Source organism: Blautia sp. 2227st1_G12_2227SCRN_220401 (genome assembly GCF_039062885.1).
Classification (GTDB): Bacteria; Bacillota; Clostridia; order Lachnospirales; family Lachnospiraceae; genus Blautia_A; species Blautia_A fusiformis.
In genome coordinates this window covers 1-16658 of the sequence record NZ_JBCLNI010000006.1, presented here as the reverse complement: position 1 = coordinate 16658, position 16658 = coordinate 1, and the positions used below count along the sequence as shown (strand labels likewise).

Below are 16658 nucleotides of genomic sequence, written 5' to 3'. Positions count from 1 at the left end.
CGAGGTTTGCAACACTTTTTCTTCCTTATAATCATCACTTTTTCTTGATTTGACACCATTTTGACACCAATTTTTTTATTTTTGGTGTCAACTAATTGCTACGCTTTCCAGCCTTGTGATTTCACTCTCAATTCTGGACATCTCACTTACATGGTTATATACGTCCATTGTTACATCTATGTGGGCGTGTCCCATAATATATTGAAGAACTTTTATGTCTATCCTCTTTTCTGCCATTCTGGTACAAGCCGTATATCGCATAATGTGAGCGGATACCGTTGGTAACAATTCAGCATTTCTATGTTCAGTCTTTGCAATTTGAACTTCTTTTTTGTTATATGCGTCTACAATATTATATAAGATATTGTTTATTGCACTAGGCATGAGCGGTCTGCCGGACTTTGCCATGAAAATGAATCCTTTATAACCGTCTATCTCAACATCTTTTCCTTTTTGAAGCATAAAGTTTAATTTCTTTTGTTCTTCAAATGCTCTTTGTACATCTGATGTCATAGGGATATTTCGGATTCCAGAATCCGTCTTTGGCGTGGAAATATGGAATTTATAGCCATCTCCTAAATCTTTATAAATCAACTGATGGTCAATACTTACCGCTTTTGTTCTGACATCTACATCTTCCCAAGTCAATCCAATCAGTTCTCCGCACCTTACACCAGTTCCTAACATGATTCTGAGCATTGGATAGTAGGTGTTGTATACTTGATTATTTTTCACAAATTCCAGCATTTTTTCCTGTTGTAAAACTGTTAAGGCAATACGTTCTTCTGCCTGTCTACCATAATCACTGATAGAAAACTTTGCCGGATTCTTGCGGATAATATCATCATCAACAGACATTTCCAGTGCCGGATAAATCATATTGTTAATAAATTTTATTGTAGAATATGCGTATCCCGCTTTAGAAAGTTTTGAGTAAAACGATTTGATGTGTGATGGTAAAATCTGAACAACCTTGATGTTTCCAATTTCGTCTTTGACACGATTCTCCCATGTTTTCAGATAATTTGCTCTAGTAGATTCTTTCAGCTCCCCAGTGGACATATATCTTTCAAACAATTTATTAAGAGTAAGTTTTTTGATTGCTCCATCAGTTAAAATGTTATCTTCCAAGTCTTTTGCAATCTGCTTTTCCTTTTCCCTTAATTCCGGTAAATCCTTTGCATATACTGTCAGACGTTTTCCGCTTCTTATATCTGTATAACGGTAACTGTATCTACCATCTTTACGCCAGCTTTCGCCCTCTCTTAATTTTCTTCCTTTATGGTCTTTTCTGCTATTTGCCATGAGAAACATTCCTTTCTGTAATAGCCCCCTTTTTTGTTCTCATGACGTGGTTATGTCTATAAATATTATACCATATATCACAAGAAACATAAACGAAAAAGGGTGTTATTCTTCCAGATATGAGAGGTAATTTTTGACTTTTTCTACCGAATAAAGAACCCTACGTCCAATCACAATTTTTGCTCCTGCCTGTTCTCCAATCTTTCTTGCAGTAGCATGACCACAAGATAACATTGCAGATAATTTATCTATATTTACCGTTATCGGCTGTGAAGTTGGTCTTTCTTTTGTTTTGTTCATCTGTCAGTCCTCCTTTTACCGACCTGTATTATCGTCATTTTCTGCACACCAGTAAAAGTATCACTCTCCTTTACCATGTGCTTTTTATAAGCAGTCAGACGGCTTCGGCAAGCTCCGCTGGTATCTCAACCATTCCCATTCCTGTGGGCTGAACCGTGTCATACGGGTGTATCATTATCCTGTGTTGCAGGTCATGGCAGAACGACTTTTCCAACGGTCGCTCCCAGATCATTGCATGAATCGCTATCTCCCGATTTGAAAAGTCACGGCGTACAATCTCTGACGGCTCACTGCAAGCACAAACGTATCTGACTACTTTATTCACTTGTCAAAGAACTGTTAGGCTCTTGTCAGCCTGTATCAATTCATTTTTACAAATGGACTGATACAGAATGATAAGAAAAAGCGGAACAGGAAAGAGGGGAGTTTGTTAAATCATGCTCCGCTCAAATATTACTTAATGTTCGTCTATTTCAAATTCACATATCATTTTCAAAAGGGCTTCTCTGATACGTCCCTTTAATTCCATATCAACCACAATGTATACGTTGCCGTATTCATCGTAGAATGGGCGTAAACAGCATTTTGATATGTACGCTTCATAGAACAGCAACAGCTTCTCTATGGCGTTTTCGTTACCGTCTACGGCTGATGATATGAGGTAGAAAGATGGAAGTGTATGTTGCTTATTCTTCATCTTGTTTTTTCTCCTTTAATTGTTTTCTGATTTCTTCAAGTGAATTTCTTCTGTGCCTGTATGATGTACTTCGGTTGATGTTCAGCTTTTCGCCTATCTCCGAATCACTCATATCCAAGAAGAAAAACATCAATACAATGTTCCGGCTCTGCTCCGGCAACTGTTTCAGTGCTTCTGCAAGTTCTTCATCAAGTACACGGATTTCTATACCGCACACATCGAACGTTGTATATTCACTTTCGTAATCGTCCCATACAATCAATTTTTCAACAACAATCTCTGGAAGCTCACAAAAGGATACTTCCTTTGCCTGTCGTCTGGCTAATTCCTTGCGGTAATTACGGACAATTCCTTTCACAACTTTTTTGAGCTTACAGTCGAACTGACACTGTATCGTCTTTTGGAAGTCTGACGGTTTCACAATCACACCCCCTTTCCGCTATGAAGTGAAAAGTATGTATCCCTCTTTCCGCACCATATCTGTACAGCAGGGTGTGATTTGTTGCAGAATCAAAAAAATTCTTTATGTTATAAAAAAGACAAAATGCGTCTGCTCGCAGAACGCAAGTAAACGCATAGGAAATAAAAAAGCCAGTATATTGAATTGTCAGTTCGTATTTATAGTCGAAATTACCCGGAGAGGGAGCTACGCTTTTTTTAATTGATGTAACTCATGTACACTATGAATAACCAAAACAGACACGGTAAATCAACCTCCAATCGGCTACCGTGTCCCTGCAAGTCGTCATAGGTTTGTGTAAACGCAAAGAAACGGCGGCTCTGAAAATCAAAGTCGCCGTTTCATACGCGCATGAAAATATGTCTGCTCCACGACGGCTTTTTTTCTTTTGCCGTCGTCCGGCAGATTGCATTTTTATTCTTTACTTATATGCTATATGTTAATTTTGTGGATTTCATAAAGATTTGAAAAATAATGAGCGATACCGCAGTACCGCTCACCAAATTTCTAATATGGAATTTTGATAATAACCTGTGCGCCGCCAGTCTTTTTAGAATTGCTTAAAACAAGCTGCCCGCCATGTTGCTTGATAATGCTGCTTGTGATATAAAGTCCCATACCAAAGTGCATATTAGAAGTACGGCTTTTGTCGCCCATGAAAAACTGTTCCTGTGCATGATGTAGGGCCTCCGGTGTGAAGCCGCCTCCCTCGTCCGTTATAGATATATGTAAAAAGCAGTCCGTTTTTTGCACCGTTACATAAATTGTCCCCTGTGGTGGAGAATAGTCTAACGCATTGCTTATCACATTCATAATTGCCCGTTCCAACAGCAGCTTATCCGCCTTGAGTGTGCCCAGGTTAGCCCCCGTTTCCAGTTGCAGACAAATTCCTTTGGTAAGGCATAAAGAGCTTGCCTGCGCTTTAATCTGGCCCATGTAATCAGCTATATCAAATTTCTCCAAATGAAGCTGATACCCGGCGATTGTCCGGGAAATGTCAATTAACGCTTTAATATAAATGCCTATCTGTTCGGAGCTTTCAGTAATGTAACCCGCATATAGACGTTGTTCGTCGTCAAGCTCCGTTTCATTTATCAAATCAATATTTCCTTGAATGACGGTCAAAGGTGTTTTCAAATCGTGAGCGAGTGCTGCAATCTGTTCTCTCTGTAACTGTTCCGCGTTCCATTGCTTCTCTAAAGATATTTTCAGATTATCTTTCATATTTGCAAAAGAACAAAGTACGTCCTCAAATTCTTTGATTTTTGAATGTTCCACTTCAAAATCAAGATTTTGTTCTGCTACCTGCCTTGTCGCTTCAAAAAGCGGAGAGAGCTGCGTCCGCATATTTTTTGCAAACTTCGCTGTCAATATCACGCATACTGCAATACAGTTGATTGCTATAAAAATATAAAGCAGAATTTCCGGTGAGGGCAAATGCTCATAAAGCCATTCATTTGTAAACTGTGAACCTATGTAATATTGCAGCACTACATATTCATTTTTGCGGGTCACAAACAAATACTGTTTGTTGAGGTTTGAATTTATCTTCCCGGATATTGCGTATTCCATAGCCCGGTCCAAATCGTCGCCCTCTAAGGTCGTTTCCGTCACTTGATAGTTTTTATCCAGCACCAAATATTTACAGCCCATAGGAAGCTGCACATCTGCCAAATCCGGCGTTGCGGCAATAACAGGAGCAAGATCTTTTGTGCAGCGTTCTGAATAATCCGCATAGGTAATAAGCCCTGTACTGGTTCCAGCTAAAATAAGACTAAATGGTATTGCCACCGCACCTATTAGTCCAATCAACAGCATACATAAGAATTTCCAAAAAGACGCTTTCAGTGATGTTGTTTTTTTCATTCCCATTTATACCCAATCCCCCAGACTGTCGCTATCGGCTGAATATCCAGTTTGTTCAATTTTGACCGGATATTCTTGATATGAGTAGAAATCGTAGAATTATCACTGTCGCCCTCTAAGCTGAAAACAGCTTCGTAAATCTGTTCTTTTGAAAATACCTGTCCTTTATTCCTTGCAAGATATTCACAAATCAGATATTCGCTTTTCGTTAAGGCAACAGGCGTGTTATCTACCCGTAATTCTTTTGCAGATAAATCAATTTTTATGCGGTCAAAGGTAATTGCGGTATGTCGTTCCCTACGTTCACGCCGTAAGTGGGCGTTTACTCTCGCCCGCAATTCTGCAATACGAAATGGTTTTGTCAGATAGTCGTCTGCTCCCAGACCAAGCCCAAATGTGATGTCATGCTCCATTGTCTTTGCTGTCAGAAAAAGAATAGGACAGTCTACAAGGGAACGAATTTTATCACAATAGGAAAAGCCGTCTACATCTGGCATCATAATATCCAGTATAATCAAGTCATATCTGTTCAGCTTATCAAGCGGTACCTGCGCGGCAGAGGTATAAGCGGTCACGAAATGCCCATCCTTTCGCAGCCCGTTTTTGACAAGCTCTAAAATAGCCCGTTCATCATCAATCATAAGGATCGCCGCCATATTGTTGCCTCCTTTCGTTGTCCTTTTTAGTATAGCACAAGCTCCAAGGGCAGGAAAGTTGTCATTGTCGCTTTGCAATATAGTAGTTATCATTTACATTGACCGCAACCGCTTCCGCTTTATCGGTTCCGTAAATCTCATAGACATCTGTGTAAAACCAAGACTCTCGCCCCTGTCCGCCATTTTTCCCGTACCAGTCAATCTTGCTTAAATCTTCTTTTGACAAAGGGATTTTCGTTTCTGTATCGAATGTAACACTTTCAGCGAGAATATCAATGTAGCTGCCTAATTCATCATCTGATACCATATCAGACGTTACTTGATAAACCGTCCCGCCCCAAAGAAGCTGTGTCGCATTTTCTGGATTGACTTCAAAGCTGTCATTTATAGATTCTTCTGTTTTCTTAAAATCAAAAACAGTATCGCTATCTTTGACATTTTCACTGATAACAGCTTTATGATACCCTCCGTTTACATCTACAATAAGATAATCGTCTGCGTTAGGAGCCGCATATACATTGAGAAAAGGAATAATGTAAGCGGCTTCTGGTGCTTTCTCCGCCAAATCCGCTAAGGATTGAAAAGTTGCCGATTCAACATTTTCTTGCAGCAATATTTTTCCGTTCTCGTCTATGGCGGCAAGCTGCCGGATATATCCAATCCATTCTCCAAGCCCGCCATTTGATACGGTATCTGCCAAAATGGTGTAATTGTTACCTTTATAGGAAAAACGTGTTACATTTTCCGTATTCAAATAGCATTGTTCCTTGCCACTGGAATATTCTTCGATTCTGTCCTGTAAAGTACAGCCTGCAAGAGAAAAGCATAAAACAAAAGCAAACAGAAAGACGATAACCATTTTTCTATTTTTATTCATAATTTTTCCGTCCTTCCCAATGAGAAAACCACAATAAGGTCAGCAACAAGCCACCTGTCGTTAATGCTGCAATCCATATTTTTTCCGTTCCATAGTTGAAAATTTGTCGGCTCAAAATATCCTGTACCCAATTCATAGACCATGCAAAGGGGATATACCGGGCTAGACCTTTCAGCTCAATATTGCTATATAAGATACATTGCAGACTTTCAAACACGCCCCAAAACAGGGATAACCCTAATCCAAATTTGAAGCTAAGGAACAGGTGCAAGATGTATATTATAAAATTACAAAAGGCCATCCCGGCGGCGGCTCCAATGAGCATTCCGAGCTGCACTGTATCAGCCATTCCCAAAAGATGTATGCCAATCACAAATAACAGGAACAGAAAGAACAATGCAAATACCCCCGAACCATAAAGATAAGTTAATTTTGCAAGCATATTTTTGTGTCTGTTTGGTACAGCAAGCAGCGTTTGGAAGTGTGAAGCCTTTTCTTCCAGTGCAACGTTCAGACCAACAATAACGCTTATCAACAACGGAAAAAACGTTGTAGTAATTTCCAATATCATTTTGAGCTTTTTACTGTCTGCGGTGCTGGCATACAGGGAATAGTAAGCAAGAAATAACAATGCCCCCATAACGGGTACACAAAAATGAATAGCCCAAAACGATGTATGCTTCGTTTTTTCCTGTTCAGAACGAAGCGCATAAATAAAACCCATTTCTGTCTACCTCCCTTTGGAAAAATCCTTTGCGTCGGCATAGGATAAAATAAGAAACAAGAGTATTGACAACAAAATGGAAATCATAATGGCTATAGAAAATCCACAATTCCCCGCATAAGTTCCGTTCATTTCAATTCCCATAAGTGGCTCTGCCAGTTTTGCTGCCCAACAATACGGTACAAACCACCATGCTATTGTATTTCCTAATGCGGTAGCAGTAGATAGGACAATCCCAAGTATTGTATTTAACACAATCGGCACAAACATTCCCGTTTTGCGTGCTAAGTACAGACACAAAGGGATTTGCCAGACAGACGCAAGGATAATTCCGATACTTCCTGTAATGCTGTGTAAAAGAGAATATACTGCCGTTACCGGAGCAATGATATTACTGATAGAAATAAGCAATGCTAAAAATATCGCTGAAACAAGCAGTTTTTCGACTAAGATAATGCACTTAGCAAATTCAAATCTCGAAAGGTTTACAGGCATAGAAAATACCGAATAGTATTTTCCGGCGTTTTCTTCTTTTCCGTGTGACAAAGAACACAAAATTGCGATTGCTCCCGGAAGCAAGAACGCATACCACCAGTAAAGCGTCATGTACTGATACCCCATATATCCACCCATAATCCATGCAAAAATAGCCGTAATTAGCGGAACAATGAAAATCAGTTTGTTCGATATTGTCCTCTTGAATTTCAAATGTTCTGATTTTAGATAGTCCATGCCTTAACCCTCCCTGTGATTGCTTTTTACAACGTCCATAAAAAGCTGTTCCAAATTTTCGTTTGCATTAAGTTTCCCCTCATAGCCTAAGACACCGCCCGCAATAATGCCGATGTGGTCAGCGGTCTGTTGTACCTCGGAGAGAATATGACTTGATAAAATAACGGTAATACCCTTTGCAGGAAAGGAACGGATAAGCTCTCTAAGTTCTTCAATCCCAATCGGGTCAAGCCCGTTGGTTGGTTCATCAAGTATGAGCAGCTTCGGGTTGTTTAGTAATGCAACTGCAATTCCAAGACGCTGTTTCATACCAAGAGAAAACTGTCCTGCTCTTTTCTTGCCTGTTTCCGTCAGCCGGACGATTTGCAGCACTTCGTCAATCCGCTTATCTGTCAGTCCTAAAATAGTAGTCCTTACTTTCAGATTTTCATAGGCGGTCAAATTTTCATAAAGCGGCGGCATTTCAATTAACGCTCCAATATGGTTTAAGTCGCTGCGTTTCCATGCGTGGCCGTCAAACTCAATACTCCCAGATGTGGGTCTCAAAATACCTGTTATCATTTTGAGTGTTGTAGATTTTCCGGCTCCATTTGGTCCTAACAATCCATAGACGGAATTTCTTTCAATGTTCAGCGATATGTTATTTACGGCTGTCTGCCCGTTGAACGATTTGCAGAGATTTGTTGTTTTCAAGATTATACTCATATTTTGTACTGTCCTTTCTTTTGATTATGCTAAAAGGATAGCTACAAATTTTGAAGATTTAATAAAGAAAATAGAATTTCCCTGAATACATAATGAGAAATATTGGGGTCAATGATAGGAAATATATAGACACATCCAAGAAGAGAGGGGAACAGTAAAATGTAACTGGGTGAATGAATATGGCAAAAAGACCAAGACATAAAATAGACTTTAGCCCTTATGGGGCAGCAATCAAAACAGCGAGGACAGGACAGAAAGAGTCCCGCAATAAGGTAGGTAACGAAATTATCTTTCTCCCCGTTATCTCGCTAATATCGAGAATAACGGGCAACATCCGAGCCTTCAAATCTTTTTTGAACTTATGCTTCGTTACAATATATCCGTAGACCAGTTTCTTTTAGATACGCCCACCGGAAAAGATACAAAGTGGCGGCAGCTTGACGCTCTCCTTGATGATATACATTTCTGGAAAAACTGCTTTTTCACATCTGCTCCAAACAGCATACCGTACCCCAATTCGCTGATACGCCCAAGTCCCACACGGAAATTGAAGTTATTGCAACTATATGTCGCCAAACGAATTCGAACGAGTGTATGAAAGAACGCACACTGAGGCTGAGCTTCTGGCAGGTTAAAATGGGGAGAAATTTCTCATTTTAACTTGTACTAAATCTTGACATAGGACCATAATATATCCCCAGATCCAGAAATATTGATTTTCTTGCATATCATCAATTTCTCTTTTTGCTTTACTTCAGGCTTTTTGAATTTCCAGCTCAGCACGTTTCTTTTCGTTACAGGCTTTGGATTCTGCCTGTTCCATCTTTTTCTCTGTTTCTTTTTGTTTCTTCTGTGCTTTGTCTACTGCCTCAACAGATGATTTATTTACCTGTATCTGTAATTTAGAGTTCTGGTCCCGAACGTCTTTTATTTCTTCTTCGAGCAGCTCTTGCTCGCTTCTGCTCTTCAAACCGTTTCTGTTCCTCAAAGCCACATAATGATAGGCACACTAGCAACTTCCAGTAAACTGAATAGCTCTCATTTCTTCTATAAAGGAATCTACACTGAAATAATATCCGTCATCTTCCTGCACCAGACAAAGTGCCTGATAACCTGATATCACAATATTCAACGCAATATCCTGATTGTCCACCAGAAAAATATAGGTCTGTGCTGTCCCTTCTGGATTGGTTTCCATATAATGCTTCAAAAACTTCCTGTTCAAACTTATCACTTCCTTTCAGGCAAAGAAAAAGACGCAAGCCATATTTCTATGACTCACGCCTTTCTCTGCACTTATTTACTTTACAATGCCTATTAGTTCCAATTCGCTACGCACTGCGTATCCTTTTAGAACTTACATTTATACATAAATCAATTCCTTGAGAATAATCTCTTCCGCAATCGCTTTGTGTTGATTAGCAGCTCTTACCCATGCCATTTAATCTGCTTTTTTATCCGGCAGTGGTTCTTTTTCTTCCAACTGTTTCAGAATCATTTCTTCCCGTTCTCTGGCTGCCTTGTCCACTTCCAGAAGATGCTTTCCAATCGTATCCTGCAGAAGCATCACCTGATACGTTGAATTTCGATGGTTCTTCAGATAATCTCTGCGAAGAAAACCATACTTGCCAAGTTGCTCCATCTGCTCACCGGATTTATAGGTGAGATTCGGGATCAGATATCCATTTACATTTGTATACGTTATATAAATAGGACATTCGCAATCCGCTTTCGCTACTTGCTCATGAACGCAGTTGCTTCGCTTCCTGCATTCATTTTATTAGCACTCTCCATTTCTCATCATTTTTTGACCACAAATTTACGACATTTACGACAAATCTGACACTGCTTTACAATACCAGACAAAATGACTAATGCCCCGGAAATCCTGTAAAACAGGCACTTCCGGGATACACAAGACAGGACAAAAATCGACTTCCATTATCAAGAGGTGAGTGCTAATTTTTTTACAAAGAATTTCGCCCGTAAAATGAAAAACTAATTTTCATCTTTAGCCCTTTATGTTCTTTTGTTGGAAGGTGTTTCTTTACGAGCTCAAGTTTCAACTCCTTACTATACTGTTTCCTAGACATAAAAATATGCTCCTCATATGATAGATTTTTGGATATTTCCATTGTCTACCATATGGGGAGTATATCAATCCAACGGTTTTCAGTGCTTTTTTCATATTACTTTATTGAATATCCCTCATTCTGCCTATATAAGTGAAACTTAGCGAAACTTAAATTAAATCTCTTTCAGACAATTCAATTTGGATATTCACCAACTGTGGATTATTTCTCAGTGCACCAGTTTCCAACTTACCGCCTGCTGCCTTGCATCCACAAATCTCTTATAAATACCTTCCTGTTTCATTAATTGCTCATGTGTTCCCTGCTGTGCAATTCTTCCTTTTTCAACAACCACAATCTGGTCTGCATGTCTGACTGTTTTTAATCTGTGGGCAATCATAATAATCGTTTTTTCCTTTGTAAGTGCATCTACTGCATCCATCAGCTCCTTTTCATTCTCCGGATCAACATTGGCTGTTGCCTCATCTAATATAACGATTGGTGCGTCCTTCATGATCGCTCTGGCTATGGAAATACGCTGCTTCTCACCACCGGAAAGTGTGGCTCCTCCTTCTCCGATCACTGTGTCATATCCATTCGGAAGTTTGCTGATGAAATCATGACAACATGCTTTCTTCGCCGCTTCCACCACTTCCTCATGACTTGCATCCTGGCGTCCGAATTTAATATTATTCTCAATGGTGTCTGCAAACAAATACACCGACTGAAACACAAATGAGAAATTACGCATCAGACTGTTCATGCTGTAGTCTTTTACATTCACACCTCCAAGTGTCACTTCCCCGGAATCCACATCCCAGAACCTGGCAATCAGATTGCAAAGTGTTGATTTTCCTCCACCAGATGGTCCAACGATTGCTGTCGTCGTTTTCTGCGGAATAGAGAGCGATATATCATCAATGATCTTCCGTTTGTCATAAGAAAACGAAACATTAGAAAGTCTGATATCGTAATTTTCCGGCTGTATTTCTTTACCGTCGATATCCATGGTATCCAGCTCCAATATTGCATTTGCTTTATCTACACATACGCTTACCACATGTAAAAGAGATGAATAATTCCCTGCACATTCCAGACTGGCATAAAGCATAAATGCTGAGATTGTCATACCAATTGCATAGACCGCACTCATAGTTCCATTAATATAAAAATATGCACTGCATGCTACGATCACAGCACCTGTAATTTTAGTTATCACACTTTGCAGAAAATGATAGGGCACAAACAGCATTTCCATCTTTGTATTGATCTTTTCACATGCTTCATTTGCATCATTTAATCTTTTCGCCTGTTTCCCAAGCAAGTTATATGATTTAACTTCTGATATTCCCTGCAGATACTCCATGATCTGGTTTACAAGCTCCGTATCGCATACCACTTTTTGCTCTGAATCTTTTTTACCCGCATTCTGCATCACAGAATTGACCCCAAAGAAAATAAGTACTCCTGCTGCAGCTATCAGTCCGATTCTCCAGTCAAAAAGAAACAGCATAAGAATGATCATGGATGTTTCCAGAATTCCCTGCATGGTCAGCATAACCACTCTCGCAGCTACATCGCCAAGTGTTTCCATTGTATTCGTCGTAATAGAAGAAATTTCCCCGATGCTGTTGGCATTAAAATATCCCATCGGCAAATAACGCAGATGTTCTGCAATCTTGATTCTCATAAAAGCACTTGCATTATATCCTCCCTCTGTCTGAAGCACTGTAGAGTATCTCTTGCAGATTACGTCGACTACAATTGCAAGAACCATAATCGCAACGGAGCCTCCAATATATTTTCCTGTCGGTTTCCCACTCAGCAGACCAATCAGTATGTACATAATAGCCGGAATCTTCATTGCTGAGGCAAGAGCCTCTATGAGTCCGATCACTATCGACAGTTTAAATTTATTGCCATTTTCCCTGCCTGAAAAACGAAAGAATTTTGCCAGAATCCCAAACATATCATTCTCCCTCCTTCACCGTATCTTTTACAGAAATATGGGCATTCCACATTTCCTTATAAAGCGGGCATGACACCAGAAGTTCCTCATGTGTGCCATGTGCTGTTACATTTCCATCATTTACAACAAAAATCTGATCACTGTCCTTAATGGTAGATAGCCTGTGTGCAATTACGATCAGTGTCTTCCCTGCTACCAGTTTTGCGATAGAATTCTGCAGAATCGCCTCGTTTTCCGGATCCGTGTAAGCAGTTGCCTCATCAAGGATCACGATCGGAGCATCCTTCAGCATCGCTCTTGCAATGGAGATACGCTGTCTCTCGCCTCCTGACAGATGTCCTCCTGCACCCCCTACAACCGTATCAAATCCGTTCTCAAGCTGCATGATAAATTCATAGCATCCGCTTTTCTTTGTCACCTCGATGATCTGTTCATCTGTAGCCTCCGGATTTCCCTGCCGGATATTTTCACGGACCGTTTCATTGAACAGATAATTATCCTGTGCAACATATGCAATTTTCCGATTAAAATCTGCAAGCGACATTTCTTTGACATCAACTCCACCGATTTTAATACTTCCGGAATCCACATCCCACAAGGACGCAATCAGCTTTGCGATGGTCGACTTGCCGCTTCCGGAAGGTCCTACGATTGCATTTACCGTTCCTGCTTTCAGCTCCATAGTTACTCCATGCAGAATCTCTTTGTCGTGATAACCAAATCTGACTTTTTCAAGCGTAACGGAATTATCTTTGGGAGCTCTTTCACTTTTCTCCGGACGTTCAAGCTCCGGCTGTTCCAGAATTCCCGCCACTTCACCGACGATTACTCCAATTTTTCCAAGATCATCTGTGTAAGATCCCACTGTAATCAACGGTCCAACGATTCCAAGTGATAAAATAATACAGATGACAAAATCTGAAATCGCAAGTGTTCCATTGGCTACATAATGTGCCCCAAACGGCAATACCGTAAGAAGCGTATAAGGTGTGACCACCATCATCAGTCCATGAAAAATCGAGCACCGTTTCATCCAGGAAATAAAGGAATCCGCATATTCAAAAGCCGCCTTTGTAAATTTGGCATAAGAACTTTCTGTCTTTCCAAATGCCTTGATTACTTCAATTCCGTCAATATATTCCACTGCCGCATCATTCAGATCTTTTGTTGTCTGAACTGTTCTTTCAAAACTTGGCTTATAATCCAGCATCATTCCAAAATAAGAGAAAAGTCCAACGATAACTGGAACCAAAGACCAGAGTGCCAGTCTCCAGTCTGTCAGAAAGAAATAAATTAAAATCACAACCGGCGCCAGCAGATTTGACGTGAATTCCGGGACAATATGCGCCAGTGTTGTCTCGATACTGTCGATTCTTTCCACCATGATATTCTTAAATGTGCCGGAGGATGTATCCTTTACATAACCAAGAGGTACCCGTGCCAGTTTGTCACAGCAGAATTTTCTTATATTTGCGAGTACTGCAAACGTCGCTTTATGCGACAATGCTGTCGAGAGTGAATGAAGCAATTCTGCAATGATAAACGACAATGCGATCAGAACCGCTTTTGCAAGATATGTTTTAAACTCCTTTTCACCATTTAAAAACAGCTTTACTACATCTGCAATAATAAAATACGGCAAAATCTTAAAAATCACATTTCCTATTGCAAGTAACACACTCCATACATAGGCAATTCTTTTTTGTCCGGCCCATGTCAGGATCCAGCTGACTGCCGACTTCTTTTTTTCTTTCACATCCATTCACTCCTTACTTTCGTTTTATTGTTATTTTTGTTAGTTTAGTCTAACCTATGTATAATAAAATAGGCGGCCTATTGGCATCAGCCACCTGATATTATTATCCTGTCGGATTCTTATTCAGAAATCCAGAACCTGTAACACACATAACCTGTTCAGGATTCTTGCATCCGTTATACCGGAAACTCAATATTCCACAATCGTTCCCAGCCACCTGTATTGAATTCTTTCAGCTGATGCACATTTTTCTTTGCAGTCTCTCTATCTATATCATGCTCAATGATCTGAAATACTGATGAAAAAAATCCCGTATAGATCATATGCATAAGGCTTTCCTCTACAATCGGTATTTTCACACCGTTCTCTTTCATCTTTTCCATATAATTCAGGCTGGACTTCATTTCCCGCTCTACCATATTGTGTATGAATAGTTCAAATTTTCCACTGTCTCCGCATTTCAACAATAATCTGAAATTATCATAATGATCATAGATATAATCAACCATCTGTTCCATCCCATCACTGGATGTATCCGACATATTCCTTGTCTGATCACTGGCAGAAAGCTTTTCAAACTCCTCAACGATCTGGTCATAAATCTGATAAATATGTTCCATATAAGGATCCGTCAGTGCATCAAAAAGTGCCTCTTTCGTCGGATAATATTTGTAAAATGCGCCAGTAGTAAGCCCTGCATCTTTTACAATATTTCTTAAAGATGCTCCTGTCAAACCATCTTTCAGAAAATGTTTTCTGGCTGTATCTAATATGTTTTTCTGTGTATCTTCTGCTTTCGTCGACATTCTTTTCGTATCCTCTAAACTTCTTCCCAAAATATAGCAGTGCTATATAACACTGTTATATTTTAACTCATTACAGGAATTTGTCAAGTCTTGGTGTTTCAATTTTTTATTTTTCTCGTGTATTCAGTTTCCACTCCGCAGATGCTTTCTGCAGTTTTACAAGTCTGTTCTATTCAGACAGATTTTCTTTGCAGAAAAGTTCTATACAGTTCTCAACCATTGTCTGATCATAGTCTGTTGAAATACCTGAGCCAAGCCAGTATGCATAGTCTCCTTCATCATATTTTCCAAGTGCCTCCAAATCACTGCCGTAGCGCAATTCAATATGATAGGTTGTATCATTTGTATCTGGTGCTATGCAGAAACATGCTCAGAATTATTTTTCTTTAAATCAAATCCAGTTAATACTAATAATAGTTCCAGAATTTTCACACGAATATAACCATATCTGATTTCTTCAGGAATTTTATACAATTCCAAAAAGATATGTTCTATTGACTGATTTGCCCGTATAATAGTAAAACTATGTGTTTTTGAAATGTTACTAATCTTTTCCAGATTTACAGACAATAATTGCAGTATCCTTTTCATTTCGTCTGTAATCATGGAAAAATCAAGCGTAATGGTAATTCCATGATAACGCGATGTTGGAAACTCTGACACATGCCCAGTTTTTTTCAAAGAACAAAATGACAAGTCTCCTGCCGCTATATAACCATATTCATTTTGTTCAAACACGCATTCGCAACGGCCTTCCATGCAATAGTTTATTTCCATCACACTGGAAGCCGGCTTTTGCTCCTTGTTGCAATACTCCATATGTATATCATTATAAACCAGATCAATTCCTGGAAACACATGATACAATGTAATCATTCCTGTACCGCTCTCATTTTCCAAATGAAAACATTCACAGAATTCCGTATCCTGTACCTTTTTGCAAGCTGATGTACCATATAACTCAATACTGGCAAAAGAATCTGATGATTTTAATTCTATATTCTTATCGGGTTTGGACTTCAATATATTTTCAGCAAGCTCATAAGCATTTTTCATAACTATTTTCCTCTGTACCACATCGCAAATGCCAATTCCGGTAATCGGTCAGTCTCAATAATTGTTTCGAGCATTCTGGCAAATCCCTCCGGATTTTGAATTTGATACTGCATATGGTTGAATCCCTCAAAAACCGGAAAGTTACCGTATATATAAGTCTGCATCACTGCATTTCTGTATTTAAAATGTTCTTCTATACTTCCAAATTCCCAGAATGTATGTTTCTGCAATTCTTCTGACAATTCTGAAAATGGCTTATCTTCCAAACTGTCTGTCAGCTGTCTTCTCAGATTTCCATACGTCAAGTTCTTTCCTGCCTCTATAAAATAAGGTTTAATTTTATCATCGTCACACCACATGATTCTCTTTAGTGTCTTTCCTTTTGACCAATATAAACTTTTCATTGCTATATATAAGAACGGAACCATGATTCTGCGTGTTGCCTTTCCAATCTGTGCAAACTGCTCGCCATCAAAAAAACATGCTTTACCGGTATTTTTATCTCTGTCAGGAATGCCATGGCGAGATCTGCTCCAATCGAAGATGCAACTATAAGTTCTATTTCTTTGATTCCATGGTTCCCCAAAAATCGTACAATCTGTTGTATCTCATCTCTTTTGCTTTGATACCTCTGTCCGGAGCAATACACAGTCGATGTTGGCATAATGCAATAATAT

Annotated in this window: 17 protein-coding genes and 3 pseudogenes; 1 reads left to right on the top strand and 19 read right to left on the bottom strand. The window is 39.4% G+C overall.

All coding sequences use genetic code 11. The annotated features are described in order from the left end of the window. Positions 1-87: 87 nt before the first annotated feature. From ABCM67_RS04315 to ABCM67_RS04270, 10 genes are all read right to left on the bottom strand, one after another. Positions 88-1305: a tyrosine-type recombinase/integrase gene (locus ABCM67_RS04315; RefSeq protein WP_342992530.1), complete on the bottom strand. Its 1218-nt coding sequence runs from the start codon at positions 1303-1305 to the stop codon at positions 88-90. A gap of 105 nt (positions 1306-1410) precedes the next feature. Beyond that, on the bottom strand, positions 1411-1605 hold the full coding sequence (locus tag ABCM67_RS04310) for a hypothetical protein (protein ID WP_005423220.1): 195 nt from the start codon (positions 1603-1605) through the stop codon (positions 1411-1413). Between the two features lie 457 nt (positions 1606-2062). Next, positions 2063-2302 carry a helix-turn-helix domain-containing protein gene (locus ABCM67_RS04305; RefSeq protein WP_059086019.1) on the bottom strand — a complete coding sequence of 80 codons (240 nt, stop codon included), beginning with the start codon at positions 2300-2302 and terminating at the stop codon, positions 2063-2065. Then, on the bottom strand, positions 2292-2723 hold the full coding sequence (locus ABCM67_RS04300; protein ID WP_059086020.1) for a sigma-70 family RNA polymerase sigma factor: 432 nt from the start codon (positions 2721-2723) through the stop codon (positions 2292-2294). Before ABCM67_RS04300 ends, ABCM67_RS04305 begins: the two co-directional genes overlap by 11 nt. Before the next feature lie 546 nt (positions 2724-3269). Next, positions 3270-4634, bottom strand: a complete 1365-nt coding sequence (locus ABCM67_RS04295) for a HAMP domain-containing sensor histidine kinase (protein WP_059086021.1) — start codon at positions 4632-4634, stop codon at positions 3270-3272. Continuing rightward, entirely contained in the window at positions 4625-5284 is a 660-nt protein-coding gene (locus tag ABCM67_RS04290) for a response regulator transcription factor (RefSeq protein ID WP_059086022.1), read from the bottom strand. The genes ABCM67_RS04295 and ABCM67_RS04290 overlap by 10 nt, the downstream gene beginning before the upstream one ends. 61 nt (positions 5285-5345) lie before the next feature. After that, positions 5346-6161 (bottom strand): NisI/SpaI family lantibiotic immunity lipoprotein, encoded by an 816-nt coding sequence (locus ABCM67_RS04285; protein ID WP_059086023.1) that lies wholly within the window; start codon positions 6159-6161, stop codon positions 5346-5348. Beyond that, a complete protein-coding gene (locus ABCM67_RS04280; RefSeq protein WP_059086024.1) occupies positions 6154-6885 on the bottom strand; it encodes a lantibiotic immunity ABC transporter MutG family permease subunit in 732 nt (243 codons plus the stop codon). The genes ABCM67_RS04285 and ABCM67_RS04280 overlap by 8 nt, the downstream gene beginning before the upstream one ends. Before the next feature lie 6 nt (positions 6886-6891). Further along, positions 6892-7617, bottom strand: coding sequence for a lantibiotic immunity ABC transporter MutE/EpiE family permease subunit (locus ABCM67_RS04275; RefSeq protein WP_059086025.1), 726 nt, complete (start codon positions 7615-7617; stop codon positions 6892-6894). A 3-nt stretch (positions 7618-7620) separates the two neighbouring features. Next, complete coding sequence (locus tag ABCM67_RS04270) at positions 7621-8322, bottom strand: lantibiotic protection ABC transporter ATP-binding protein (protein WP_026649306.1); 702 nt, start codon at positions 8320-8322, stop codon at positions 7621-7623. 179 nt (positions 8323-8501) lie between these two features. Between ABCM67_RS04270 and ABCM67_RS04265 the strand changes: the two are divergent. Then, positions 8502-8776: pseudogene (locus ABCM67_RS04265) on the top strand (helix-turn-helix transcriptional regulator); the annotation flags it as partial. Between the two features lie 2 nt (positions 8777-8778). Here the strand turns inward: ABCM67_RS04265 and ABCM67_RS04260 are convergent. The 9 genes and pseudogenes from ABCM67_RS04260 to ABCM67_RS04220 all read right to left on the bottom strand — a co-directional run. Next, positions 8779-8880, bottom strand: a pseudogene (locus ABCM67_RS04260) (cell division protein FtsK); the annotation flags it as partial. A 196-nt stretch (positions 8881-9076) separates the two neighbouring features. Further along, positions 9077-9292 carry a hypothetical protein gene (locus ABCM67_RS04255; RefSeq protein WP_059086026.1) on the bottom strand — a complete coding sequence of 72 codons (216 nt, stop codon included), beginning with the start codon at positions 9290-9292 and terminating at the stop codon, positions 9077-9079. Positions 9293-9331: 39 nt separating this feature from the next. Beyond that, on the bottom strand, positions 9332-9547 hold the full coding sequence (locus ABCM67_RS04250; RefSeq protein WP_059086027.1) for a hypothetical protein: 216 nt from the start codon (positions 9545-9547) through the stop codon (positions 9332-9334). A 138-nt stretch (positions 9548-9685) separates the two neighbouring features. Beyond that, positions 9686-10033: pseudogene (locus tag ABCM67_RS04245) on the bottom strand (TnpV protein). Between the two features lie 590 nt (positions 10034-10623). Further along, positions 10624-12363 (bottom strand): ABC transporter ATP-binding protein, encoded by a 1740-nt coding sequence (locus tag ABCM67_RS04240; RefSeq protein ID WP_147602941.1) that lies wholly within the window; start codon positions 12361-12363, stop codon positions 10624-10626. Between the two features lies 1 nt (position 12364). Continuing rightward, positions 12365-14119, bottom strand: a complete 1755-nt coding sequence (locus ABCM67_RS04235) for an ABC transporter ATP-binding protein (protein WP_147602940.1) — start codon at positions 14117-14119, stop codon at positions 12365-12367. A 176-nt stretch (positions 14120-14295) separates the two neighbouring features. Next, complete coding sequence (locus ABCM67_RS04230) at positions 14296-14925, bottom strand: TetR/AcrR family transcriptional regulator (protein WP_021739680.1); 630 nt, start codon at positions 14923-14925, stop codon at positions 14296-14298. Positions 14926-15279: 354 nt separating this feature from the next. Beyond that, entirely contained in the window at positions 15280-15981 is a 702-nt protein-coding gene (locus ABCM67_RS04225; RefSeq protein WP_059086030.1) for a hypothetical protein, read from the bottom strand. Positions 15982-15983: 2 nt separating this feature from the next. Beyond that, complete coding sequence (locus ABCM67_RS04220; RefSeq protein ID WP_227588604.1) at positions 15984-16286, bottom strand: hypothetical protein; 303 nt, start codon at positions 16284-16286, stop codon at positions 15984-15986. Between the last annotated feature and the right edge of the window lie 372 nt (positions 16287-16658).

Bases quoted from the DNA above. Each gene is read 5' to 3' on its own strand.
- ABCM67_RS04315 (WP_342992530.1), bottom strand. From the start codon at position 1,305: ATGGCAAATAGCAGAAAAGACCATAAAGGAAGAAAATTAAGAGAGGGC.
- ABCM67_RS04310 (WP_005423220.1), bottom strand. From the start codon at position 1,605: ATGAACAAAACAAAAGAAAGACCAACTTCACAGCCGATAACGGTAAAT.
- ABCM67_RS04305 (WP_059086019.1), bottom strand. From the start codon at position 2,302: ATGAAGAATAAGCAACATACACTTCCATCTTTCTACCTCATATCATCA.
- ABCM67_RS04295 (WP_059086021.1), bottom strand. From the start codon at position 4,634: ATGGGAATGAAAAAAACAACATCACTGAAAGCGTCTTTTTGGAAATTC.
- ABCM67_RS04290 (WP_059086022.1), bottom strand. From the start codon at position 5,284: ATGGCGGCGATCCTTATGATTGATGATGAACGGGCTATTTTAGAGCTT.
- ABCM67_RS04285 (WP_059086023.1), bottom strand. From the start codon at position 6,161: ATGAATAAAAATAGAAAAATGGTTATCGTCTTTCTGTTTGCTTTTGTT.
- ABCM67_RS04280 (WP_059086024.1), bottom strand. From the start codon at position 6,885: ATGGGTTTTATTTATGCGCTTCGTTCTGAACAGGAAAAAACGAAGCAT.
- ABCM67_RS04275 (WP_059086025.1), bottom strand. From the start codon at position 7,617: ATGGACTATCTAAAATCAGAACATTTGAAATTCAAGAGGACAATATCG.
- ABCM67_RS04270 (WP_026649306.1), bottom strand. From the start codon at position 8,322: ATGAGTATAATCTTGAAAACAACAAATCTCTGCAAATCGTTCAACGGG.
- ABCM67_RS04240 (WP_147602941.1), bottom strand. From the start codon at position 12,363: ATGTTTGGGATTCTGGCAAAATTCTTTCGTTTTTCAGGCAGGGAAAAT.
- ABCM67_RS04230 (WP_021739680.1), bottom strand. From the start codon at position 14,925: ATGTCGACGAAAGCAGAAGATACACAGAAAAACATATTAGATACAGCC.
- ABCM67_RS04225 (WP_059086030.1), bottom strand. From the start codon at position 15,981: ATGAAAAATGCTTATGAGCTTGCTGAAAATATATTGAAGTCCAAACCC.